We start from the raw sequence: 22,939 nt of genomic DNA, 5'->3' as shown, positions 1-22,939 counted from the left end.
GGCAACTGCCGGATCGGAATCTGTGTCAACCTAGGAAAGGTTTGCTCGTCCGACAGTTCCTGAAACAAGTTCAGGATGACTCGAGCCACTGTTTGAGGCATCGTTGTAACAAACCACTATTGTTTTTTTTTGATTTTGGGGTGACTAAAAAAAGCCGGGAATCGGTGTTCCCGGCTACCTCTCCTTAAACCCAATCTTCTGCTAAAACATCCCCTCTGATTCCAACAACAATTTCTTTTACCGGTACTTTACGGCTGGCCCGGTCGATGGCGATTTGCACCAATTGCGATAAACCTCCGCAGCAAGGGACTTCCATGATCACCACCGTGATGGTATTGACTTTAGACTCGTCAATCAAGCGAACCAATTTTTCTACATAAATTTCTTTGCCCTGGTCTAGTTTGGGGCAGGCAATGACCAGTTTTTTGCCTTTAATGAAGGTGTCGTGAAAACTTCCGTGGGCAAATGCGGCACAGTCGGCGGCTACCAGCAGGTCTGCTCCCATGAAGTAGCCTGCTGCGGGGTTGATCAGGTGCATTTGCACGGGCCACTGCTGCAGTTCCGATTGTCCGGCCGGCGCTGCCGCAGCCTGAGGTGCCATCACAAACGCTGGTCTTTCGAAGCTCACCGGCGCTGATCCCGGACATCCGCCTGAGGCACATCCGGATTCTTTTTGCCCTTCGGGCTTGCTGTTGTGTACCTCGCTGATAATTGCTGATACATCAACCGGCAGTTCGTCTTCGTTGGCTTTCAGGTAGCGCACGGCTTCTTGCAAAAAACCGGTTTCACCATGATCTTTCAAATGTTTCAGGTGTGCAATCAGCAGATTTTGGCCTTTAGGAATCATCTGCTTGATAACCGTTACTTCATCATATTCTTCGGCCTCGCGCTTTTCAATTTCAATGGCTCCCTGCGGACAATGGCCGAGGCAAGCGCCCAATCCATCACACATCAATTCACTAATCAAGCGTGCTTTTCCATCAATAATCTGTAATGCTCCTTCGTGACAATTCGGGATACACAATCCGCATCCGTCACACAAGTCTTCATCTATTTTTACGATTTCTCTAATCATCTTTTCCTAAATTTGATGCAACAAAAGTAGCTGCCCCCTGTTTTTAGGGATGTATCAAATGTTACAAACTCCGAATTTTTATGCTTGATTTTGAATTACTGGCCAAGTCGCCCGTTTTTATGGGGATTTCGGCCGAACGGCTTTTTGAAATTATGCAACAAGTGCATTACCAGGTGAAAGGTTTTCAGAAGAATGAGCTGGTGGTGCATGCCGGTGATGAATGCAACCGGCTGTTTATTGTGCTCGAAGGAAGTGTGAAAGGCGAAATGGCCGACTATACCGGGAAAACCATCAAGATTGAAGATATTGAAGCGCCACGCCCCCTGGCGGCCGCTTTCCTGTTTGGAAAAAACAACCGTTTTCCGGTGACGGTGATTGCTAACGAGCAGGTGAGCCTGCTGAGCATCAGCAAACCGGAATTTTTGAAACTGTTGCAGCAAGATTCGCGAATCCTGACCAACTACCTGAATTCGATTTCTTCGCGGGCCCAGTTTTTGTCGCAGCGTATCAAGTTTTTGTCGTTTAAAACCATCAGGCAAAAGATTGCGCACTACTTGCTCGACCTGGCTGGTGACCGGCTGGCGGTGGTGGAGCTGCCCTTGTCGCAAGCCCAACTGGCGGAGTTTTTTGGCGTGACCCGCCCTTCGCTGGCCCGGGCCATGGGTGAGCTGGATCACGAAGGCCTGATTGAAGTGCAACGCCGTTCGGTTCGAATTCTGGATAAACAAAAGATGAATGAGTTGCTGAAAGGTTGAGGGCGGAGTTGTCAGTGATCAGTCCCAGTTGGCAAATATTTTAGTCACCGTGAAGCGCTTCGTCCGATGGATTGCAGAACCGGGTTCCGCGGACGGTTGAATTGACGGAAGTTTATTCCTACGATCCGGATTGTTTATAGCCGATTTTTCGTCGTTCTGTTCGGTTTTCCTTTTGGCTGATTAGTTCGTCCAGGTAGCTAAATACCAGCTCGATGTTTTTGTCGTGGTTGCCGAGCTTCTTCTTGATTTCCTCAATCTCCAGCCGGAGACTCATGGTGTCGGCCAGCATTTCGCGCACTTTCGTAAAAATCCGCATAATCTGAATGTTGACCTGTATGGCCTGATCGCTGTTCAGAACGCTGGAGAGCATGGCAATACCTTGCTCCGTAAAAGCCAGAGGTGCTTTTCGTAAACCCATCTTTTCAGAATTGGATATCACAATTTGTGATTTCCAATTTTCAAATTCGGGTTTTGTTAGTTGAAACATGAAATCTTCGGGAAAGCGAGAGCAGTTGCGTTTAACCGCTTGATTCAACACTCTTGTTTCAACGCCATACAGTTCCGCCAAATCGCGGTCAATCATCACTTTTTTATTTCGGATGAAGTAGATTTTGTTGACAATTTTTTCTTCTACGGCAGAGATCGACTGGTTCATATGCAGGTTGATTGATTTCGCAGTGAGTAATTTACGAACTATTTTCAAATCAAACCCTGTATAAAGCCCCAATTTTAATGCGCGACAATTTTACCTTTAGTTGGTTATTTTTTTCGAACTAAATCTCAGGATTGGTAAGGTACTCTTTCCATAAATCAGCTGGATTTTTTCCGGTCAGTTTTACCCAAATCTCGTCAGTATATTGGTGGTCGCGCATCGCCTTGTCCATCTTCTCAATAAACTTTTTGTCCTTATTCTTGACAATCCAGGCAAAAAAGCGGGCGGTTACCCGGTAGGAGTTGTCGTAGTTCTGTTTTTCGTTCACATCGGGGAGCGACCAGTTGCCCTCGGCATTGGCAACGCCAAATTCATAGCGCACATAATCGGCAATCCCTTCAGTCACCCACCAGGGCCCGGGGGTTCGTCCATATGCCTGCACAATGTGCATCACCTCGTGCGTGACCACATCAATATCATTGGGGTTTCTTCGGAACCAATCGGGATTGTAAATGACACGATCGGATGAGGTTGCGGCGACCCCGTCGTAGGCCGGGTCAATCAGGAAAGTGACTTTTCGGGCCGATTTCTTATTGTATTTTTTGACCATCGGCGGGTAAACTTTGAAAAAGGTGTCTTTCAGTTTTTGTCCCACTGCCGGATCGAACGATTCCGACTTGTTGATATAAATGAGCGTGAATCCCTTTTGGGTGATGGAATCTTTTTCAAGATAACCGTTTTCCGTGGTCGACTGAGCATATACACTGAAAGGAATGATGAGCAGAAAGAACAGAATCAGTTTAATCATTGATGTCTTCATGTATGGTTTTCGTTTAGTTGTTATGAAAGTAATACTACTTTGTGGGTGAAAGTACTCATCTCGGATTGGATTTTATTGGCTTGACGGCCGATTTCGATTCTAAATAGCGTTTGCAAGTGAACCCCCGATTCAAAATCGTGTTGAGTTTTTAGGGAGAATCAGACGTATGAAAAAGGTTGAAGTTCAAGGAAAAATGTTTTACCAATTTAAAGGGCTGGAGGTGCCTGGATTGGTTCAGTTTACATCAACCAGGCTGGGCTGGGGAGGTGATGGTCTGGCGCGGTTTACGGGTGATCGGTCCGAAGTCTATCAACCCTACCGGAACGAACTGGCACAGGCTTTAAAGATAAAACCAGCCCAGTTGGTTTTTCCGCGGCAGGTACACGGCAGCAAGATTGAGATTGTAACTGGGCCCATTTCGGGCGACTTGCCCGATACGGATGCGCTGATTACCAGCCAGTCCGGCCTTTGTATTTGTGTTCAAACAGCCGATTGTGTCCCCATTTTGCTCTACGATCCGGTGCAGCAGGTAATTGCAGCCGTTCATGCGGGTTGGCGTGGAACGGCAAGTCAAATCGTCAGCAAAACAGTGCATGCCATGCAGCTTCATTTTGATTCGATGCCCGAAGACCTGGTTGTGGGCATTGGGCCATCTATTCATTTACATGCCTACGAAGTTGGTGACGAGGTGATTCAGGCCGTTCGGGAAAGCTTTGACAATCACCGCGAATTGTTGAAACCCTCGGTTGTTGAGGGGAAAGCATACTTCGATTTGTGGGAAGCCAACAAAAGCCTGCTCATTTCCGCCGGGGTTCCTGATGAGCAGATTGAGGTGCTGGGATTTTGCTCCTATTCGCACGAAGAGCTTTTCTATTCGGCCCGGCGCGACGGAATCAATACCGGAAGAATGGTGAGTGGTTTGATGTTGCAGAAATAAGTATATATTTGCGCCGAGAATTTTTATGAACCTGGCAGGTGGCATCACCCTGCGCTAAAAAAATTAAAAAAATGCACAACGAATTGTTATGGCTGGCCATGCTGCTGGCTAATTTCCTGTTAATTATTGCTGCCTATAAGTTTTTTGGAAAATGGGGATTGATCATGTGGATCCCGATCTCCGTCATTGTGGCCAACATCCAGGTTATTCAAACCATTGAGCTGTTCGGATTGGTGGCTACTTTGGGCAACATTGTTTATGCCACTTCATTTTTAGTAACCGATATTTTGTCGGAAAACTACGGAAAGGAAGATGCGAAGAAAGCCGTTTGGATTGGTTTTTTTAGCCTGATTTCCATGGCTTTATTGATGAACCTGGCCCTATACTTTCTTCCGCTGCAAGGCGATGAGTTTGCTGCCACCACCCACGAGTCGCTCAGTACCATTTTTGAGTTGATGCCGCGCATCGCCATTGCCAGCCTCACAGCTTACCTGGTTTCGCAGCGACACGACATTTGGGCCTTTCATTTCTGGAAGAAGCGCTTTTCGTCACCGGGACAGCTGTGGTTGCGCAACAACTTAAGTACCATGGTTTCGCAATTGTTGGACAGCGTTGTATTTACCCTGATCGCCTTTTGGGGCGTTTTTGAAACGGGTGTACTTTGGGAGATTTTCATCACCACCTACCTGCTGAAATGGGCGGTTGCAGCGGCTGATACGCCCTTTGTGTACTGGGCAAGAAAGATTCATAAAAGAGGAAACTTTCTGATGTCGTAAGAGGACGGAAAAGTCCAGATCATTCCTTGTTTTTTTTGAATAGCCGCCGAAAGTTTATTCTGATATCATTCATTTCATTATTTTTAGGTGAAAATAGAAAAGAAGCCTGATAAATGTTGGTTTATTGATCAACCAAATCGGCTTAATTTGGCATCAATACCAATTCAAGAAAAATTGAATTTATGAAGATATTTAAATTTGGCGGGGCCTCTGTAAGCTCGGCAAGCGCTATTCAGAATGTAGCATCCATCATTGAACTTTTTCCTGATAAGAAAGTGATTGTGGTTTCGGCCATGGGCAGTACCACGAACGAGTTGGAAACCTTGGTCAAAAGTTATTTTAACCGGGGAAAAGGGACTGGTGAAATTTTTCAGAGAATTAAAGATTATCATGCTGGAATTATCACTGGCCTCAATCTCGAAGACTCCGATTTGGAGTTGGTGAACCGCTTGTTTTCAAAATTAAAAAAACGCCTGTCTGGTAGTCCTTCGCTGAATTTCGATTATGAGTACGATCAGCTTGTTTGTTACGGCGAATTAATTTCAACGGCCATAGTTTCAGCTTTTCTGAATCAGCGAGGTCTGAAAAACCGTTGGATGGATATTCGCCAAAGTTTACGAACAGATGAAACCCACCGCGAAGCCATTGTCGATTACAAGTGGTCGGAAATGCTGATCAACAACAGTTTTAATTTTCAGGATGCTGACTTGTATGTTACGCAAGGTTTTATCGGCTCAACCACGACCAACCAAACCACTACGCTGGGGCGCGAAGGTTCTGATTTTACCGCCGCTATTTTGGGTAATTTGCTGAATGCCGAAAGTGTGACCATCTGGAAAAACGTGCCCGGCGTGCTGAATGCCGATCCGGTTGATTTTCCCGACACCGTCAAGCTGGAAGAACTGTCGTACAAGGAAGCTATTGAGTTGGCCTATTCCGGAGCCAAAGTCATTCACCCGAAAACCATTAAGCCATTGCGCAACAAGCGAATCCCGTTGTTGGTACGTCCGTTTGATTTTCCCGACCAAGCCGGAACCATGATTCATGATGTAGGGCACCAGTTGGATTTGGTGCCGGTTTACATTCTGAAAAAGAATCAGGCTTTGATCACCCTGTCGCCGTCTGACTTTTCTTTTATTGGCATTGATCAACTTTCCGAGGTGTTCGGTTTGTTTAAGCAACGGCGCATCAAAGTCAACCTGATTCAGCAGTCGGCCATCGATCTTTCATTGTGCATTGACGAGCCCGAAGTTGGGCTTGAATCGCTGATTGTTGAGCTGCGCAAGGAGTTTGATGTGCTGTACAATACCGGTTTGATTTTGGCGACCATCCGGTTTTACAATGACGATGCATTGGGCAAAATGAAAGCAGGCCGACAGCTCTTTTTGGAACAGAAAAGCAGACGGACAGCGCGCTTGGTGCTGAAATAAGCCTGTGCCGGACTTTTATCCGGGATTCAGATGGTTGCTTGGGTCTTGCACGAATGAATTGAATAAAATTGAAAATCAACCGTTTTGCTTGTCATAAGTTATTAAAATAGTGTAATTTTAAGCAACCAAAAATTCGCATCAAAAATCGACCAAACAATTCCATCATGGCGAAATCAAAAAAGAATAAGCTGCTTCCGTATTTACTCATTTTTCTGGTTGTCATCATTATTTTACTAGTTGTTGGTAAAAAACAAGGATGGCTCGGTAAAGATTTTGAGGTGAAAGTGACCACGCAAACGGTTGAAAGTAAGACCATCACCGAGCTGATAACGGCCAACGGAAAGGTGCAGCCTGAAACCGAAGTGAAGATCAGCCCCGATGTTTCGGGCGAAATTATCGACATGGATATTCAGGAAGGTGATGAGGTGAAACAAGGACAGTTGCTGGTGGTCATCAAACCCGATATTTACATTCAGACCCTGAATCGGGCCGAGGCTGCCTTAAATTCATCGAAAGCCCGTTTGGCACAAACCGAGGCACAAATGATTGAGCGTGAGCTGGCATTTAATCGCACCAAAACACTGTATGAACAGCAAGCGGTTCCACAGTCTGACTTCGAAACAGCGCAGGCTAGCTATAAGGTGGCTGCAGCTGAAGTTCGGGCCGCAGAGTTTGCTGTTAAGTCGGCCGAAGCGTCGGTTGCCGAGGCCGAAGAGCAGTTGGTGAAAACCAAGATTTATGCGCCCATGAATGGAATTGTGTCGAAGTTGAATGTGGAGAAAGGCGAGCGTGTGGTTGGAACCAACATGTACGCCGGGACGGAGATGATGGTGGTGGCCAACCTCGATCGTATGGAAGTGAAAGTTGAGGTGAACGAAAATGATATTGTGAAGGTGTCAAAAGGCGATACCACCTTGGTTGAGGTTGATGCTTATTTGAAGCGGAAGTTCAAGGGGATCGTTACTGAAATTGCCAACTCAGCCAATACGGTGGGCACTTCGACAGATCAAGTAACTAATTTCGATGTGAAAGTCTTGTTGCTAAGTGACTCTTATGGCGATCTGATTGACAGTTCGTCCATGAAAATCTACCCTTTCCGCCCGGGTATGTCGGCTACGGTTGATATTCAGACAGAAACCCGCGAAGGCGTCATCGCCGTGCCGATTCAGGCGGTTACCACGAGGCTTGTTGGCGAAAACAGTGAGGCTGGCGATGAAAATTCACAGGCTGAAAAGGAAGAAGTGATTTTTGTACTGGAAAACGGACTGGCCCGAAAACGGCAGGTGCAAACCGGAATTCAGGATAACATGAGCATCGAAATTTTGAAAGGGGTCAACGATAGCGATGAAGTCATTACCGGTCCCTACAACATCGTGAGCCGAACCCTGAAAGACAGCCTGCAAGTGAAAGCCGTGGATGAAAAGGAACTGTTTGACGCCAAAGAATAGAATTCGCCGCCGACCGACACTTGCTGGCGGTTGTGTAAATAAATTGATTGTTCGACCATTCTCCTGTTGTGGCTGTCAATCGTTGTCATTTGGTAGTCATTTCTTGTGTCACGACAAGTTCATGACTGTGAAATGAACATTGAATGACTATTTTCCGATCGATTCTGCCTCGGAGCATCAAGGCTTAAGCGTCGTGTTTCCTTTCGCTCGGGGTTTATTCCGGGCGCTCAAAGCTGTTCCAAAAGCTTTCTACAAAAGCTTCGTCTTCAAAATAATCTTTTCCGCTAATTATTGCTGGACTTGTAGTAAATCCCAGTGCACTAGCCTTTCGGCTGTAGGTGGTTTGCTGGTTGCTGGCATCAACATAGGTTTTGTCGCAATCCAAGTAGCTTAGGAAATATTTGCCGTTTTGTTGCTGATACACGGCGGTATAATGGTAGCTCACCTGGCTTTGGTCTTGACGTTCCGTAGCCAGCGATCGGTTGTGCGGATGATTCCGGCTGGATTCAACCACACATTCATTCCGAAGAATTTCATAATTATTTTGACTGATATAAATCTTCCCATCCAGCTGCGTGGCGTAATAATCGCCCGTATGTGCCAGGTCGGCTTTTATGGTTTTGTAAGAAATGATCCAAACAGAATCGCCGTTAAACGGACTGATATTTTCAAGTTTTAGGTCGAAGTTGTTCAATAATTCTTCATTCAAAATGCCATTCGATAAACGGGCAATGTCCATTTCAAGTAACTCGTCAAATCCGGTTTTTGCGGATGGAATGGAGTAGGATTCAAAGTTTTTCTTCACTTCACTGAACTGATAATTCCGCTTGTTAAATGCGTCCGTAATGGACGGTGAGCCGTAGCCGGTTTCGTCATACAATTCAACAACAGCTTCTCTTCGTTGCCCGGTGGAGTCATTGTTTGGATGGCTCACTTCTTCGTAATAGAATTTCACACCCAGCGGGCCCTGGTGAAAATTGGCCGGAATATTTTTAGCAGCCGTTTTTAAAATTCGGAACAAAACCCGCGATTGCGCGGCAATGTCAACATCCTCAATATTATAAGTTTGTTCGACAAGCGCAATTTTATGAAAATCCTGCTTCAGCAAATCCGAAATGTTAAGCATCTGGTTTTGGTAGCCAACAGCCGAAAAGAAGAGCTGCTCGTTTTTATACTCATCGGGTATTTTTAGCTCGAAAAATCCCTGTGCGTCGCTGGCTGTTCCGTAGAACGTGCCCTCCACGCCAATGTTGGTGTAGGCTATACCGGCTTGCGTTGCCGAGTCAATCACCCGTCCTTTCAGGGTTTGAATTTGTGCCATTGCCGGCAAACTAAACAGAAGGATGAAAGATATTAGTAGATTTCTCATGATGTCGTTTTTTTGGCTCAGAGTTTTTCCTATTTTTAGCTTATAACGTCGGAACAAATTTAAAAGTACAAATTGAATAACATATTTATGCTGTCAGCGTTATTTATCCTGAATGACCAATCAACGAAAAAATTGTTTAAAAAGAAATAAATCTGAAGGTAAATTGGCCTGATTTTACAAACAGTTAGGATTGAATTACTTTGGATTTCTCATCAAATGAAAAAAGATTCAAAAATGAAAACAAGCAGACTTGTTATATGGATTGCCTGTGTGTCCATTTTATTTTCCTCTTGTGTGTCGAAAAAGAAATACCTCGACATGGAATCGTCTAAATTAAGAGCCGAACAACGGGTGCGCGACTTGACCGATGAAACCAATGCCAAATCGGACCGGATTGAGCGCCTGATTGCCGATTACGAGCAAACCAAAACCGAATTGATGGGCAGCAATGCCAAAAAAGATCAGCTAATCAGTGACTTGAAAGGCGAAATCAACGCACTGTCGACTAATGTGCAAGAAAAAGATGCCAACATTGAAGAAAAGATTTACGCCTTCGAGTTCGAAAAGCGGCAGTATAGCCAGCAGATGGAAAGCTACAAGCAGGAAATCGGGTCGTTGCAACAGGAAAAGCAAAGTCTTTCGGCGCAGGTAAAAAAGCTGAATGGCGATTTGACGGAGCTTCGGTTTGACCTGAACCGCCAGCGCGAAGCAAACACCACGCTCGAGTCGCAGCTGGACAAAAAGGATGCAACCATTGAGCAATTATCAGCACAATTAGCGTCGGTAAAAGCGGACGTGCAGAAGTTGAAAGTTGAAATGCAATCGAAAGATGAAACCATTGAACAATTGCGAAACAACGTCAATTTGCTGAAAAGTGAGTTGGGCAAATAGGTGGGTTCAAACACAAAAGCTTTAAAATAATGAAGAAAGTAACGTATTTGTTGGTTTTCCTGTTGTTGGCCGGAACCTTGTCGGCACAAAACGACCTGATTGAGTTGTTTAATGGCAAAAATCTGGATGGCTGGAAAATCCACGGCACGGAGAAATGGTATGTCGAAGATGGAGAATTGATTTGTGAAAGCGGACCCGACAAAGCCTATGGGTACCTGTCAACTGAAAAATGGTACGACGATTTTGAGCTGGAAGTGGAATTCAAGCAGGAAGCCAATGGCAACAGCGGCATTTTCTTCCGCTCAACTTTTGAAGGAACAAAGGTTAGTGGCTGGCAGGTTGAAGTAGCCCCGCCAAACCATGATTCAGGAGGTATTTACGAGTCGTATGGCCGTGGCTGGATCTGCCAGATTCCGGATGAAAAGGAAGGCTTTCTGAAAATGGGAGAATGGAATAAAATGAAGATTCGTCTTGAGGGTGACCATGTAATTACCTGGCTGAACGGACACGAAATGTGCGATATGACTGACGCCAAAATTGCGGAAGGCAAAGGAAGTATTGCCCTGCAAATTCATGATGGCGGCGGCATAAAAGTTCGCTGGCGAAACCTGACGCTTCGCGAGCTTTAGCCAAGCGATGGCAGGTTGATCCCTTTAATTTTTCGGAACAAATCCAAGGCATACAGATCGGTCATGCCCGATACAAAATCGATCACCGACTGAACTTTTTCATAGGTTGTTTGGTGGTCGCCGCGGTATTGGACTGGCATGAGCGAAATGAGCCGTTTGGCATACCCCTGATCGGGCGCCAGAATGGCTTCAATAAGCGATTCGAGCAATGTGCCAATAATTTGGTGGCCCGAGATTTCCACTTCGACAACCGAGCGGTGTTTGTAGATTTTTTCGATTGAAAGGGCTTCAATTTCGTTCATGGCAATTTTTGAAAGGCCCTGCACCTGGCTGATCAATGATTTTTGAAAAGTACCGTTCATAATCTCTTCCCGCTTGTCTTCAAACACCGCCATACATTCATGTACCAATTTGTTTATTACGCCTGCACGCAGATACGCAATGCGCTCATTATGATCCAGAACCTCACGAAAGGTATCTTCAATTCTGGCCAGTAGATCCGCGTCGGCTTTCGGGTCGTAAAAGTTCAGAAAAAGCGCTTTTGTTTGCTCATAAGTCAGAATTCCCAGTTTGTGTGCGTCTTCCAAATCCATGAGCTGGTAGCAAATGTCGTCGGCCGCTTCAACCAAAAAGACCAAGGGATACCTTGCAAATCTCAACGGTTCGCTGTCAAGTTGTTTGATGTTGAGTTCGAGCGCGATTTCCTGGTAGATGTTTTTCTCTGATTGAAAAAAACCAAACTTCGACTTTTTGATTCCTACCGATTCGAACGGGTATTTTACAATGCTGGCCAAAGTGGTGTATGTTAGTGCGAAACCTCCGGCTCGTCGTCCGTTAAACTGGTGACTAAGCAAGCGGAAAGCATTGGCATTGCCATCAAAAAATACAAAATCATTCCATTCTTCAGGCTGTAAAACCAGTTGCAGGTTTTGGCCTTTCCCGTTTCTGAAATAACTTGAAATCGCTTCTTCGCCAGCATGTCCAAAGGGTGGATTGCCCATGTCGTGCGCCAGACAGGCCGCCGAAACGACTGCCCCCAGCTCGGTGATCAGCGGATTGCTTTCGCCCGAATCTTGTAGTTTTTCAGAAAGAATATTTCCGAGCGATCGGCCAACGCTGGCTACTTCAAGACTGTGCGTGAGCCGGTTGTGTACAAAAATGCTTCCCGGAAGCGGAAATACCTGTGTTTTGTTTTGCATGCGCCGAAAAGGAGAGGAGAAGATCATCCGGTCGTAATCGCGCTGAAACTGCGTTCGGTTATATAGTTCTGTTTGTTTTAAGGCAGGTTTGGTGCCCAATCGTCTACTTGAAATTAATTCTGTCCAGTTCATCATTCCTTTTTAATTAAATAAGCAGTTGAGCGGTGATTCTGTTCAAAACACATCAACATGGTAGTTTTTTAGCTCTTTGTCGAGTTTCTTCGAACCCGGGCAAACCAATTCCAGCAAATCCCAGAAGCTTTTGCTGTGATTTTTCTCTTTCGTATGTGCCAGTTCATGCAGGATTACATAGTCGATTAAAGGCTCAGGTAAGCGCATGAGATGCACATTCAGGTTGATATTGTTGGTGTGTGAGCAGCTGCCCCAGCGACTTTTTACATGTTTTACAAATACTTTTTCAAATTGAAACTGGTGCTTGTCGGCCAGCTCTTTTAGGCGGAATGGCAGATATGCCTTCGCTTCGTAGCGCATGACTTCAGTGAGGGTTCTTCGTATAAATTGCTGAATAGATGGATGTTGGTGGTCGTATTTTTCAGGAATGTTGATTTGGATGATTCCATTTCCAATGAGGTTGGATACTTTGGCCTGTTTTACTTTGACGATTTTTAGCTGGTGAAACTTTGTTCGAAAAGCGCTATCTTGTCCAAAAACAGTTAAACCAGTTTTCAACTTCTGTTGTTGTTCTTGTATCCAATCCGTTTTCGATTTCACAAATTCAATCGCTTTGGATTCTGAAGCCAAAACTGGCATGGAAACATGGGCATGTCCATTCGGTTTTACCCGTAACCGAAAATAGCGGGAGCGTTCATTTCTAACTAAAATAACCTGTCCGACAGGTTCAACATCGATCACTTTTTCAGCCTTCATAAACATGGATAATTGCTGACGAAGATAATCAATCCTTCAAAATTTGAACTATGGAACAAAAAAACACGATTGAGGTATTTGGGACGATTAACAAGCGGGAGACCGTTTTTACCATCGACGATAAAGTTGAGCCGGGAACGCTCGTTTTTGAGTCGCTTGAACCGTTTCCGGGGTATTATCACGAAACTCCTTTCGACACCAAGCCGATTTACATGTACATTGCCTTGCAGGAACACTATCCGCTTGAAAGTATTATTCGCGCTACGCAAGAAGTAGAAAAAGTATTTGATGAGAAGTTTGATGCCGGGAAAGGCTTTTTGACGATGTATGACAAAACTTATTATGTGCTTCGGGTGAGACATTTAAACCGGTACGACCTGATTGGAACGCTGCAAAGGGCGTATGAGGATAACGGGATTCACTTTTTGAATAAGCAAAAGAAAAATCTGAAGGAAAAAGCCAATATCAAGGTCGTGAAGTTTTTCACGCTCGAAGAAATTGACGATGGGATTTACCTGGATCGGAAGGAACGTTTCCATGCGTACATTGAACTCCCGGTTCATTGTGGTTGGGAAGCTTTTGATGCCCTGAGCAACCGGGTAAAATACAACTGGCAAGAGAGTAAGTTTGATGCCGCAGTGGGCGCTTTCTATCATGACGGCCGATTGCATGAGTTCGTCAGAATTTACAGCAACAAATTGAGTTTGCCGTACTTGCAGCAGCTTAAAAAGTTATATCTCGAAAAAATGAAATAGCAGCTTATAGCTGATATAAAGAAAAAGCGGAACGACTGGGTTTGTTCCGCTTTTTTTATGTCGAATGGGCTGCGTTCATGTTAAATGCAAAAAGCGACATCAGCAATTTGTTTGTCGCGTAGCTTGAAATAAGGCAATGACTGGGCTATTGAACCGGGAAATACTGTTTGGCGAAGTTCCATCCTTCAATTGAGATTTCCCAGTTGGTATTGTCCGACTGAGGACACTCCAGCTCAATCGTCTTTTCGCTTCCCGGTACCAGCGAATTATAGTTGTCGTTGGCAAACACCGGTAAAACCCGTTCATGGCTTTTGGCATCGACAATCGCCAGCCGGTTAAAGAATGCAACCGGAGCACCGGAAGGATTTTTCAGATGAACCACAACTTTATTCTTGCCTGTTTTTTTGGCCGAAACCTCCAGCTTTGATTTTGAGATTGATTGCAGGCCGCTATAGTTTCCTTCGGCATTAGGAAACCAGTAAAAGTTCTCGGCTACCACTTTCTGTTGATGATTTTGCAGTTGCAACAGGAGAAATGAACCATCTTTCTCCCCACCCATCCGTTTAAGCGCCGAGTTGACCGACAGTATTTTTTTGCTTGTCGTAGGACCAATGTAAACAAATACCTGGGTGATAAGCTGCTCATTTCCTTCCATGTCATAGGCTTTGGCAACCAGCATCAAATCATTCTCTGATTCAAACCCATTATTGACAATCGAAATCATTTTCGTTGCCGGGTTGCAAACGGCCTGAAGACTTTTGCTTCCCGTACGCAGTCCAAACAAACCCGCATTTGGATCGAGGAAATAGTCGTACATCTGTCCGCGCAGTGCCGTCCATGGATTTTGGGTTTTCCAGATGATTGTTCCGGTGTACCAGTCCCACATGTGTGCGCTGAATCCCTCGATCAGTGCCCGATACTGGTTGTAGTTCACGAGCTGGGCTTTCCGGGCAAAGTCTTCCATGTTTGATGCTTCGCCATAAGCCGCAATCGAATTGCCATAGCCAATGTATTTGTGGTAAGTCCATACCGGATCGGAAACAGACTCCGTTCCACGTTTTTCTGTCGGAATCACCTGGTTTTCCTCAGGTAGAAAACGAAGCAGTGATTCGGCATCGCCCACGCCAACGGAGCCCACTTCAGAGTTGAATGGCCAGGTACGGTGCTGCCAAAAGATGGAGTCGGGCTGGATTCCGTAGGGGCCATCACCGTTTCCACCCAAAAAATTATACGACATGCTGTCCGAATTCGAATACTCGATAAACCAACGTGTGCCATCCAGCTTTTTCAAGACTGAATCTCTGAGTGTTTCCAGAATATCAACTGGTGGTTTTATCTCGTTGCCACCGCACCACATGGCCAGCGATGGGTGATTGCGAATAAGCTTGACGGCATCGGCAGCCGATTGAATGAACAAGTGATGATCGTCAGGGTATTGCCGGCGGATCCATTGGTCGTGTTTTTTCTTCGGATCCATCCAGCGCCCATTGCAGTCGCCCGACATCCAGAAGTCCTGAATCACCAGCAAGCCATATTTGTCACAAGCCTCGTAAAACTCTGGGCGTTCGGCCAGAACGCCGCCCCAAATTCGAATCAGATTCAGGTTCATGTCGCGGTGGTAGCGGACTTCGGCATCGTAACGCTCAGGAGAGAAACGAAGCATCGCATCGGAGATAATCCAGTTGCCCCCTTTGATAAACACTTTTTGACCATTGACCAGGATCTCCATGCTGCGGGTTCGGTCATTCCATTGGCGTTGAATTTCGCGGATGCCCACCGTGATCGTTTCCTCATCTGCCACCTGGTCATTTTGCAAAAACTTCATTGACAGTTTGTACAGGTTCTGGGATCCATAACCGTTGGGCCACCAAAGTTTTGGATTTTCGACAAGGAGTTCGGGCAATTTTACCAGTTGAGTTGAATTCGCCGGGAGCGAAACCGCTTGTTCAACTTTTATGCCATCCAGCTCGGCCACCAGCTTTCCGTTTACGGTTTTGTTGGTGGGGTTCACCAGTTCGGCCGATGTTTGGATTTGGGCCGGCTGCTGCTTTTTTCCTGGGAAACGAATACCTGACACACGGGTAATCGCATGCGGATTTTGCAGATTGACAAGTTGGGTAGTCTCCAGGGTAACTTGATCCCATATTCCGGTATTGCGGTCGCGAACAGGTTGAATCCAGTCCCAGCCGGCTACATATTGATGCGAAACATTGCGGGCAATCTCACCGTCGCCTCCCTGCCCGCCATTGGGGTTTCCCACCGGATCGACCGGATACACAATGACTGCCAGTCGGTTGTTGCCATTCGTTGCCAGTAATTTCGTGATGTTGTAGGTTTGGCGCAGGAACATGCCGTAGTGTCTTTCGTCGTTTACCTTTTGGCCATTCAGGAAAACATCGCAGCTGTAGTTGACGCCACGAAAATGCAACCAGACCTGTTCTTCGCCTTTCGCCTTTTTGTTGAAATCATTGACAAACCAATAAGTGTAATGGTCGCGTCCGGTTTCGTAAATGTCTTTGATTTTTTCGTTGTTCATGCCATAAAAAGGGTCGGGTACTTCACCTTGCTCCAGCAGGTTGGTGAGTACGGTTCCCGGAACGATGGCAGTTTGCCACCCGCGCAAGCGATAGCCCACTTGCGAAATTTCTTCACCAGAACTTTTCACTTGCTCCATCGAAGCCATTTTCCAGTCCGAGCTAAGTTCCTGTTCTGAGGCTTTACCGCGAAACGTTGAAGTCATTATTGCCAGCAGGATTGCGATTTCCGCGATTTTAATTTTTATTGTGCACATTGATTTTTTGTTTTTTAGCAGAATGTAAAATAAGGCTAAGCCTAATCGATACTAAATCCAACTTCTTCCTTTACTCCGGTAAAGAAGGCTTCGATCTCTTTCAAGGTGGTGGCTGTTTTTGGAACGTCTTTCACAACTTGGCCTTTCTCCAAAATGACAATCCGGCTGCAAACATCGGTGATGTTATCCAGGTTGTGGCTCGAAATCAGAAAGGTGGTCCCAAAGTCTGCTGTTTGATCTTTAATCAGTTGGCGCAGTTTGAATTGTGAACCCGGATCGAGGTTGGCAAAGGGTTCATCCAGAATCACCACTTCGGGGTTGCCCATCATGGCGGCGGCGATGCCTACTTTTTTCTGGTTTCCTTTCGAAAGGTCACGAATGAATTTCTTTTTCCCCCGAATTTCACCATTGAAAAAATCGGTATATCGGTTCAAGTGCTGATCCAAATCGGCCTGGTTCATTTCCCGAAGTTCAGCAATGAAACCTAAATATTCGTCGGCAGTCAGGTAGCCAATCGTAAAGCTTTCGTCGATAAAAGCGCCGGTAAAGGCTTTCCAGTCTTCCGATTCCTGCACTTTAATTTGGTTGCTCACCACAAAGCCTTTGCTGGGCACAATCAGGTCGAGCAGCAGGTTGAACAGCGTGGTTTTGCCAGCGCCATTGTTGCCCACCAGGCCAAATACTTCGCCTTGGTGAATTGTTAATTCAGGGATGTTCAGGACGACCTCCTTGTTGTATGCTTTTATCAGGCTGTTAATTTCTATCATGATCAGGAGTTTTTATAGTCTTTGATTAAACGGTGTTTTTGTTGCAGATAAGCTTTCGTAAAGTATTTAAACAGTTGTGGTTGAAGCATGATGCCAACCAGGCCGAGTCCGCCCAGCAGCAATAAAGCGCCATGTGCTCCCAACACCTGTTTCGAAAGCAGGTAAATCAGCATGGGCCCCAGCAGCAGCGGAAAGGTGATCAGCCATTGGGCCGCTCCCATTCCCTGGTAGTTGAACATAGACGAGCTGCTTAGGTCAAGCGCACGTTTGCTGTTTTTTCCGAATAAAAAAATCAGGTTCATGTTCACGCCAATGTGATAGAGCAACATGGCCGAATGGTAATAACCAATTCGGGTGTCAATCAGCATATAGGGCAAAGTGAGTAAGTAATATACGAACGAAAAGGCCACATTCATATAATAGAACGATTGCAGAAATTGCTTCATTTTGAAATTTTGGGTCATCAGCATGGCGAAATAGTTGCTGTGCCAGGCCGGGAAAAACTGGCCCAGCGAAATCGAAAACATGGAGATCATGAGCAAACCGCCCAGAATAAACATGAAATCCGGAATGCCGTTGCCGCTGTCTTTATAAATCAACAGGCCATAAAACAGGAAGAGGATGGTCATCAGAAAGGACGTTCGCGGCCGTTTGTTTCGCCAGATCATGCGCACTTCGAGCGAAATGAATTTGCCATATTCACCCAAGCGGCTCATCCACGAAAAGTCGCGGATGGTGCTGTCCTTTTGCTTTTTTTCAACCAAGTTGAGATAAAGGTTGCTGAGCAGATATTTGTAGTTTAATAGAATGGTGCCAATTAGCGGGATAACAGCCACCACCAGCCACATCGGATTGGCCAGTATCAAATCAAAGTAGCTTCCAAAAAGTCCGGTTAACTCAATTATTCTGAAATAATTCAGGCCGTACAGTGATAGAAAAACACACAGGAAAATGTAAAATCCATAGCCACGCTTGTTCATCCACCATTTTAGCCAAATGGTTAGGAAATGGCTGGCGAAAATCATCAGCACAATTCCCACAAACCAGGCGAAGGTGACTGCCGCTGTGTAGTTTGCCGCAACCAGCGAAAAGGTGATTGGGACCAAGAGGAAGTAGGGGAGAAAATTGAAAAAGTGAAACAGCGAACGTAGCAACAGGTAGCGGGCAATCCGGTTTCGCCTGATGTTCAGAATCAACAAGGGCTTCAGGCTGATAGTCGGCAAGCTTTGCATGACTTGTCGAAACAGCAGGTCGAAGGCAAAATACACCAGCAGGTAACTGTTGAAGATTTGCACCGGATTGGCGTCCGGAAAATTTTCAGCAATGATCTTCGGAATCAGGAAGCCGAGCGCCAAAAAATTGATGGCAAAGTAGAGGGCCAGAAAGCCAAGCATGATGGTGGTCGCCACACTTTTCCCAAAAGCCGACGATCGGGTGACTTCCTTCCACGCAATAGAGTTGAGACTGTGATTCATTGAAAATTGGGTTTTAATGATTGGTTGATTTTTGTGGGTTTATATGGAATGGTGGTCGCATTATTCCAGACGGTCGGTGATGCTGCAAGCCTTTTTGTATTGTTTGACTGTTCCATTTTGATCGTGAAGTTCAAGCAGAACGACATAAAGACCCAGGCGGCTTTTTTTGCCATCACTTTGTTCGCCGGTCCAAATCCATTCGCCTTCACTTCCGGCAGGTTCATTTTTCACAAGTTCGCAAACCGGCTGGCCATGTGAGTTGAAAATTTTGAGGTTGGCAACGTAATTTGGATTTTCAAATTGGTAGCTGATGCTCAGGTAGTCGTTGTAGCCATCGTCGTTGGGCGAAAATGATTTCGGCTCCAGGCTGATTTGGTCAGTTGTTTCGTAGTTTTCCCGGCTCATCGAATTTTCGTAGCCCGGCGTAGCAAAACGCACCGACGCACTGGCCGATGCCCAGTTGGAAGGTTCCGTGCCCGCTTCGTCCAGCGAAATCCGCTCCAGCGAAACACCTTCTTCATCAACCAATAAGGAGTGGTGCATTTTGTTGGTGTAATGCATTTCGTCCAGAATTTCCAGCGAATCATTGAGCAAAACAACCTGGCCCAAGTCATTATTAAAGGCAGGCATATCGTCCAGATTCAAAAAACATTCAGGACACCGACTTTCATAAAACACCAACACTTGTTCGTGGTTTTCGCTCAGCACCAAATAGCTTTGAGGCTCGATGAAGCTTTCCTGACTGCTTAGCGGCACCACTTTCTTAAACGAGCCATCATCGTTCCGGCTGGCCAGCAGCAAGTGGTCGAGCCTGATGGCTTTTTCTGAGCGGTTCACCAGTTCCACAAAATCGACACCACCGGGGTACGGATCGAATAATACTTCGTTAATCAGCAGATCGCCAGCTTCGGCCAGTTGATTCGGATCAATCACCTCCGGCTGGTCCGACCACAGCCTGACGGCATCCAGAATCACTTTGTCGTTGGCATAGCTGCTGTTTAAACGCACAACAATACGCAGGGAATCGCCCTCCAGCAGCATTTGGCTGGCTACAGCTTCGCCCCAGTTGCCTTCGTTCAGGCCATTCACTTCAAATAAAACTTCCTCTCGGTCGTCGAGTTGGAAATAAGCTTTCAGGTATTTATTAGCCGAATTGGCACCACTGCCGGTTTCGCGTGCTGTCAGCTCACAATTGACATCCAGGTATTTACTGATGTTGATCCAAGGTGAGTACCAAATGGCCTCGCCATCGCAGTCGAGCGCCTCAAACCGCCCACCCGAAGTGGAAACAGTTTTCACGTAGTCATTTTCGGCGGTTAAACTACAGTCATCATAATTGATGCTCCAGTTTTCTCCTTGATCCAGATTGATATGCAGGCTTTCCCCATCCTCGTCACCCCAGACACCCAGATCGGGCGTGTTGAAATTTTCCTCCCATATGATCGTGCCGCAGCTTTCATTTGTTAATAATATTGAAAGCATCAAAAGAAAAAAAGTATTTATACGCCACATTGTGTGAAAATTTAAAAGCAAACTACTAATTTTGCGGACTTTATACGACGTTTGAACGAACGTAAATGATGAATTGAAATTAACAAAATTTGTTTAATTATGAAAGTTGCAGTTGTTGGTGCAAGTGGTGCTGTAGGGCAGGAATTTTTGGAAGTTCTGGCCGAGCGTAATTTCCCACTCGATGAGTTAGTTTTATTTGGGTCGGCCCGTAGTGCCGGTAAAGTGTATGACTTTAAAGGAAAGAAACTGACCGTGAAGGAATTGAAACACAACGATGACTTCAAGGACATTGATATTGCCTTGACATCGGCTGGCGCTTCCATTTCCAAGGAGTTTGCATCGACTATTACAAAATATGGCGCGGTAATGATTGATAACTCCAGCGCATTCCGCTACGACGACGATGTGCCCTTGGTTGTTCCTGAAGTGAATCCGGAAGATTCGAAAAATCGTCCGCGTAATATTATTGCCAATCCAAACTGTTCGACCATCCAAATGGTGGTTGCCCTGAAACCGATTGAAAACTTGTCGAAAATTACCAAAATTCAGGTGGCGACTTACCAGGCAGCCAGTGGAGCCGGAGCTCAGGGAATTGCCGAACTGGAAGAGCAAACCAAGCAGATTGCCAATGGCGAAGAACCAACCATCGAGAAGTTTCAGTACCAGTTGTCGATGAATATCATTCCTCACATCGATGTTTTCCTTGAAAACGGATACACCAAAGAGGAGATGAAAATGAACTGGGAAACCAAAAAAATTATGCACACCGACGCCGAAGTGAGCGCCACTTGTGTACGTGTGCCGGTTGCCCGTTCGCACTCCGAAGCCATTTGGCTGGAAACGGAAGATGAGCTGAACCTGCAGCAGGTTCGCGAGGCCTTCGATAATTTTAAAGGCCTCACCGTGGTTGACAAACCTGAAGCCAAAGAATACCCCATGCCGCTTTTTGTTGCGGGCAAAGACGATGTATATGTTGGCCGTTTGCGTAAAGACCTGACCAACCCCAAGGGAATTACCTTTTGGTGTGTGGGCGATCAAATTAAAAAAGGTGCCGCGCTTAACGCTGTCCAAATTGCCGAATGGTTAATTGCCAACGGCGAAGTGAAATAAACGATCTACGATCAAAATAAAAAAACCCGGCTGAAATTTCAACCGGGGTTTTTTTACTGATTTGAACAACCTTCTCTGATTCATTTTTGAATTCGACCAGAAAATTTTGAGTTCTACCGGAAGATTTTGAGTTCTGCCACGAAAATTTTGAGTTCTACCACGAAATTTTCAGTTCGATGGTAAAATTCTGAGTTCTACCGGAAATTTCTCATTTCTACGGAATTTTTTTCAGTGTGTACCAATAAATTTTCGACGCTACCAAAAAACAATCAACGCTACCGAAAACTTTTCAGTTCTACCGAAATCTGTGTTCCCAAGCTAGAACTTTCGACTGCCAAGCATCAAGTTTTTGTTTGCAGGGAGAACTTATGGATAGGCTTATTCCTGTGGTTTTGTCCAGTCAATATCGTATAAAAAGTCGTTGTACGGAAAGCGGGTGATGTGTACTTTCTTCACTTCCTCATAAAGCACTTTTTTGAACTCTTCAATGTTTTCCTTTTCGGTTGCCGAAATAAAAAGCGATGGCGTGTTATTTTTACCCATCCAACTGTTTTTCAATTCTTCGAGCGAGAGATTATCCTTGGTTTTTGGACTTAAATCATCGTCGTCTTTTTTGATGTATTCAAAGGCGTCAATTTTATTGAATACGTAGATTGTCGGTTTCTCACCGGTTTTTATTTCTGAAAGGGTTTCATTCACCGTATCAATCTGCTCTTCAAATCCGGTATGCGAAATATCAACCACATGCACCAAAATGTCGGCTTCGCGCACCTCGTCAAGAGTCGATTTAAACGATTCAACCAGTCCGTGGGGCAGCTTGCGAATAAAGCCAACCGTATCGGCCAGCAAAAACGGCAGGTTGCCAATCACCATTTTGCGCACGGTGGTGTCCAGGGTGGCAAACAGTTTATTCTCGGCAAATACTTCCGATTTGGCCAGCATGTTCATAATGGTCGACTTGCCCACGTTGGTGTAGCCTACCAAGGCCACACGAACCAGCTTTCCTCGGTTTTTGCGTTGGGTGGCCTTTTGCTTGTCAATTTTTTCAAGCTGAACTTTCAGGCGGGCTATTTTGTCGAGAATAATCCGGCGGTCGGTTTCAATCTGGGTTTCACCCGGGCCACGCATGCCAATTCCACCGCGCTGACGCTCCAGGTGGGTCCACATGCGGGTCAGGCGTGGCAGCATATATTGGTACTGTGCCAGTTCGACCTGCGTTTTGGCATGGGCTGTTTGTGCCCGCTTGGCAAAAATATCCAGAATCAGGTTGGTTCGGTCCAGCACTTTGCACTCCAGGGTTCGCTCAATATTCCGGAGTTGGGTCGGGCTCAATTCATCGTCAAAAATGACGGTGTCGATCTCATGAATCTTGACGAAATTATTAATCTCCTCCAATTTTCCTGAGCCAACGAAGGTTGCCGAATTGGGGACCTCCAATCGCTGAAAGAATTGCTTTTCAACCCGTGCGCCTGCCGTTTCAGCTAAAAACTCCAACTCATCCAGGTATTCGCGGGCTTGCCTTTCGTCCTGGTCTTGGTTAATTAAGCCAACTAAAACGGCTGTTTCCTGTATTTTGGCGGTCTCTATCATTCAAATTGAAGTTTAATCCATAAAAAATCCTGGTCCCGAAATAACGGAGCCAGGATTTTTCGTTTATCTA

The 22,939-nt window shown here is 45.7% G+C and carries 20 protein-coding genes; 9 read left to right on the top strand and 11 right to left on the bottom strand.

Going from position 1 to position 22,939, the window contains the following annotated elements:
• Positions 1-184: 184 nt before the first annotated feature.
• Entirely contained in the window at positions 185-1,075 is an 891-nt protein-coding gene (locus NC99_RS10065) for an ATP-binding protein (RefSeq protein WP_053183184.1), read from the bottom strand.
• Positions 1,076-1,155: 80 nt separating this feature from the next.
• On the opposite strand from NC99_RS10065, the gene NC99_RS10060 reads away from it, so the two are divergent.
• The gene (locus NC99_RS10060; protein WP_053183181.1) at positions 1,156-1,830 is read left to right on the top strand and encodes a Crp/Fnr family transcriptional regulator; all 675 of its coding nucleotides are present in this window, start codon (positions 1,156-1,158) and stop codon (positions 1,828-1,830) included.
• A 118-nt stretch (positions 1,831-1,948) separates the two neighbouring features.
• On the opposite strand, the gene NC99_RS10055 is transcribed toward NC99_RS10060, so the two are convergent.
• Both NC99_RS10055 and NC99_RS10050 read right to left on the bottom strand, forming a co-directional pair.
• Positions 1,949-2,485: an ORF6N domain-containing protein gene (locus tag NC99_RS10055; protein ID WP_053183178.1), complete on the bottom strand. Its 537-nt coding sequence runs from the start codon at positions 2,483-2,485 to the stop codon at positions 1,949-1,951.
• Between the two features lie 118 nt (positions 2,486-2,603).
• A complete protein-coding gene (locus tag NC99_RS10050; protein WP_053183175.1) occupies positions 2,604-3,302 on the bottom strand; it encodes a basic secretory protein-like protein in 699 nt (232 codons plus the stop codon).
• Positions 3,303-3,468: 166 nt separating this feature from the next.
• On the opposite strand from NC99_RS10050, the gene pgeF reads away from it, so the two are divergent.
• From pgeF to NC99_RS10030, 4 genes are all read left to right on the top strand, one after another.
• Positions 3,469-4,239, top strand: a complete 771-nt coding sequence (gene pgeF, locus NC99_RS10045) for a peptidoglycan editing factor PgeF (RefSeq protein WP_053183172.1) — start codon at positions 3,469-3,471, stop codon at positions 4,237-4,239.
• A gap of 71 nt (positions 4,240-4,310) precedes the next feature.
• A complete protein-coding gene (locus tag NC99_RS10040) occupies positions 4,311-5,015 on the top strand; it encodes a queuosine precursor transporter (protein ID WP_053183248.1) in 705 nt (234 codons plus the stop codon).
• A 182-nt stretch (positions 5,016-5,197) separates the two neighbouring features.
• Positions 5,198-6,445 carry an aspartate kinase gene (locus tag NC99_RS10035; protein WP_053183168.1) on the top strand — a complete coding sequence of 416 codons (1,248 nt, stop codon included), beginning with the start codon at positions 5,198-5,200 and terminating at the stop codon, positions 6,443-6,445.
• 164 nt (positions 6,446-6,609) lie between these two features.
• Complete coding sequence (locus NC99_RS10030; RefSeq protein ID WP_053183165.1) at positions 6,610-7,893, top strand: efflux RND transporter periplasmic adaptor subunit; 1,284 nt, start codon at positions 6,610-6,612, stop codon at positions 7,891-7,893.
• Positions 7,894-8,107: 214 nt separating this feature from the next.
• Here the strand turns inward: NC99_RS10030 and NC99_RS10025 are convergent, their stop codons facing one another.
• Positions 8,108-9,262 carry a carboxypeptidase-like regulatory domain-containing protein gene (locus NC99_RS10025; protein ID WP_157624759.1) on the bottom strand — a complete coding sequence of 385 codons (1,155 nt, stop codon included), beginning with the start codon at positions 9,260-9,262 and terminating at the stop codon, positions 8,108-8,110.
• Positions 9,263-9,496: 234 nt separating this feature from the next.
• Between NC99_RS10025 and NC99_RS10020 the strand changes: the two genes are divergently transcribed.
• Positions 9,497-10,153 carry a hypothetical protein gene (locus tag NC99_RS10020; RefSeq protein WP_157624758.1) on the top strand — a complete coding sequence of 219 codons (657 nt, stop codon included), beginning with the start codon at positions 9,497-9,499 and terminating at the stop codon, positions 10,151-10,153.
• A 29-nt stretch (positions 10,154-10,182) separates the two neighbouring features.
• Positions 10,183-10,782: a 3-keto-disaccharide hydrolase gene (locus NC99_RS10015; protein WP_082326413.1), complete on the top strand. Its 600-nt coding sequence runs from the start codon at positions 10,183-10,185 to the stop codon at positions 10,780-10,782.
• Here the strand turns inward: NC99_RS10015 and dgt are convergent.
• Together dgt and NC99_RS10005 are read right to left on the bottom strand one after the other, a co-directional pair.
• A complete protein-coding gene (gene dgt, locus NC99_RS10010) occupies positions 10,779-12,116 on the bottom strand; it encodes a dGTP triphosphohydrolase (protein WP_239684431.1) in 1,338 nt (445 codons plus the stop codon). The two genes, NC99_RS10015 and dgt, sit on opposite strands and share 4 nt — an antisense overlap.
• A gap of 39 nt (positions 12,117-12,155) precedes the next feature.
• Positions 12,156-12,869 (bottom strand): M48 family metallopeptidase, encoded by a 714-nt coding sequence (locus NC99_RS10005; RefSeq protein ID WP_162231195.1) that lies wholly within the window; start codon positions 12,867-12,869, stop codon positions 12,156-12,158.
• Between the two features lie 50 nt (positions 12,870-12,919).
• Between NC99_RS10005 and NC99_RS10000 the strand changes: the two genes are divergently transcribed.
• Positions 12,920-13,624, top strand: coding sequence for a hypothetical protein (locus tag NC99_RS10000; protein WP_053183150.1), 705 nt, complete (start codon positions 12,920-12,922; stop codon positions 13,622-13,624).
• Between the two features lie 145 nt (positions 13,625-13,769).
• On the opposite strand, the gene NC99_RS09995 is transcribed toward NC99_RS10000, so the two are convergent.
• The 4 genes from NC99_RS09995 to NC99_RS09980 are packed head-to-tail and all read right to left on the bottom strand — an operon-like array spanning position 13,770 to position 20,139.
• Positions 13,770-16,415 carry a glycoside hydrolase family 2 protein gene (locus tag NC99_RS09995; RefSeq protein ID WP_053183148.1) on the bottom strand — a complete coding sequence of 882 codons (2,646 nt, stop codon included), beginning with the start codon at positions 16,413-16,415 and terminating at the stop codon, positions 13,770-13,772.
• A 41-nt stretch (positions 16,416-16,456) separates the two neighbouring features.
• The gene (locus NC99_RS09990) at positions 16,457-17,182 is read right to left on the bottom strand and encodes an ABC transporter ATP-binding protein (RefSeq protein ID WP_053183145.1); all 726 of its coding nucleotides are present in this window, start codon (positions 17,180-17,182) and stop codon (positions 16,457-16,459) included.
• Between the two features lie 2 nt (positions 17,183-17,184).
• Positions 17,185-18,657 carry a DUF5687 family protein gene (locus NC99_RS09985; RefSeq protein ID WP_053183143.1) on the bottom strand — a complete coding sequence of 491 codons (1,473 nt, stop codon included), beginning with the start codon at positions 18,655-18,657 and terminating at the stop codon, positions 17,185-17,187.
• Positions 18,658-18,717: 60 nt separating this feature from the next.
• Positions 18,718-20,139, bottom strand: a complete 1,422-nt coding sequence (locus tag NC99_RS09980) for a T9SS type B sorting domain-containing protein (protein WP_162231194.1) — start codon at positions 20,137-20,139, stop codon at positions 18,718-18,720.
• A 129-nt stretch (positions 20,140-20,268) separates the two neighbouring features.
• Here NC99_RS09980 and NC99_RS09975 point away from each other — a divergent pair, with 129 nt between their 5' ends.
• On the top strand, positions 20,269-21,279 hold the full coding sequence (locus tag NC99_RS09975; protein WP_053183137.1) for an aspartate-semialdehyde dehydrogenase: 1,011 nt from the start codon (positions 20,269-20,271) through the stop codon (positions 21,277-21,279).
• 378 nt (positions 21,280-21,657) lie between these two features.
• Here the strand turns inward: NC99_RS09975 and hflX are convergent, their stop codons facing one another.
• Positions 21,658-22,869 (bottom strand): GTPase HflX, encoded by a 1,212-nt coding sequence (hflX, locus tag NC99_RS09970; RefSeq protein ID WP_053183134.1) that lies wholly within the window; start codon positions 22,867-22,869, stop codon positions 21,658-21,660.
• Positions 22,870-22,939: the final 70 nt, after the last annotated feature.

It is taken from the genome of Sunxiuqinia dokdonensis, from assembly GCF_001270965.1.
Classification (GTDB): Bacteria; Bacteroidota; Bacteroidia; order Bacteroidales; family Prolixibacteraceae; genus Sunxiuqinia; species Sunxiuqinia dokdonensis.
The sequence above is the reverse complement of the archived record's forward strand: the minus strand, read 5'-3'. Positions and strand labels throughout refer to the sequence as shown.

Coding starts and splice junctions, on each gene's coding strand:
- NC99_RS09975 (WP_053183137.1), top strand. CDS start 20,269: ATGAAAGTTGCAGTTGTTGGTGCAAGTGGTGCTGTAGGGCAGGAATTT.
- NC99_RS10030 (WP_053183165.1), top strand. CDS start 6,610: ATGGCGAAATCAAAAAAGAATAAGCTGCTTCCGTATTTACTCATTTTT.
- NC99_RS10025 (WP_157624759.1), bottom strand. CDS start 9,262: ATGAGAAATCTACTAATATCTTTCATCCTTCTGTTTAGTTTGCCGGCA.
- NC99_RS10040 (WP_053183248.1), top strand. CDS start 4,311: ATGCACAACGAATTGTTATGGCTGGCCATGCTGCTGGCTAATTTCCTG.
- NC99_RS10055 (WP_053183178.1), bottom strand. CDS start 2,485: ATGAACCAGTCGATCTCTGCCGTAGAAGAAAAAATTGTCAACAAAATC.
- NC99_RS10015 (WP_082326413.1), top strand. CDS start 10,183: ATGAAGAAAGTAACGTATTTGTTGGTTTTCCTGTTGTTGGCCGGAACC.
- hflX (WP_053183134.1), bottom strand. CDS start 22,869: ATGATAGAGACCGCCAAAATACAGGAAACAGCCGTTTTAGTTGGCTTA.
- NC99_RS10060 (WP_053183181.1), top strand. CDS start 1,156: ATGCTTGATTTTGAATTACTGGCCAAGTCGCCCGTTTTTATGGGGATT.
- NC99_RS10000 (WP_053183150.1), top strand. CDS start 12,920: ATGGAACAAAAAAACACGATTGAGGTATTTGGGACGATTAACAAGCGG.
- NC99_RS09980 (WP_162231194.1), bottom strand. CDS start 20,139: ATGCTTTCAATATTATTAACAAATGAAAGCTGCGGCACGATCATATGG.
- NC99_RS10020 (WP_157624758.1), top strand. CDS start 9,497: ATGAAAACAAGCAGACTTGTTATATGGATTGCCTGTGTGTCCATTTTA.
- NC99_RS09990 (WP_053183145.1), bottom strand. CDS start 17,182: ATGATAGAAATTAACAGCCTGATAAAAGCATACAACAAGGAGGTCGTC.
- NC99_RS10035 (WP_053183168.1), top strand. CDS start 5,198: ATGAAGATATTTAAATTTGGCGGGGCCTCTGTAAGCTCGGCAAGCGCT.
- NC99_RS10005 (WP_162231195.1), bottom strand. CDS start 12,869: ATGAAGGCTGAAAAAGTGATCGATGTTGAACCTGTCGGACAGGTTATT.
- NC99_RS09995 (WP_053183148.1), bottom strand. CDS start 16,415: ATGTGCACAATAAAAATTAAAATCGCGGAAATCGCAATCCTGCTGGCA.
- NC99_RS10050 (WP_053183175.1), bottom strand. CDS start 3,302: ATGAAGACATCAATGATTAAACTGATTCTGTTCTTTCTGCTCATCATT.
- dgt (WP_239684431.1), bottom strand. CDS start 12,116: ATGATGAACTGGACAGAATTAATTTCAAGTAGACGATTGGGCACCAAA.
- NC99_RS10065 (WP_053183184.1), bottom strand. CDS start 1,075: ATGATTAGAGAAATCGTAAAAATAGATGAAGACTTGTGTGACGGATGC.
- pgeF (WP_053183172.1), top strand. CDS start 3,469: ATGAAAAAGGTTGAAGTTCAAGGAAAAATGTTTTACCAATTTAAAGGG.
- NC99_RS09985 (WP_053183143.1), bottom strand. CDS start 18,657: ATGAATCACAGTCTCAACTCTATTGCGTGGAAGGAAGTCACCCGATCG.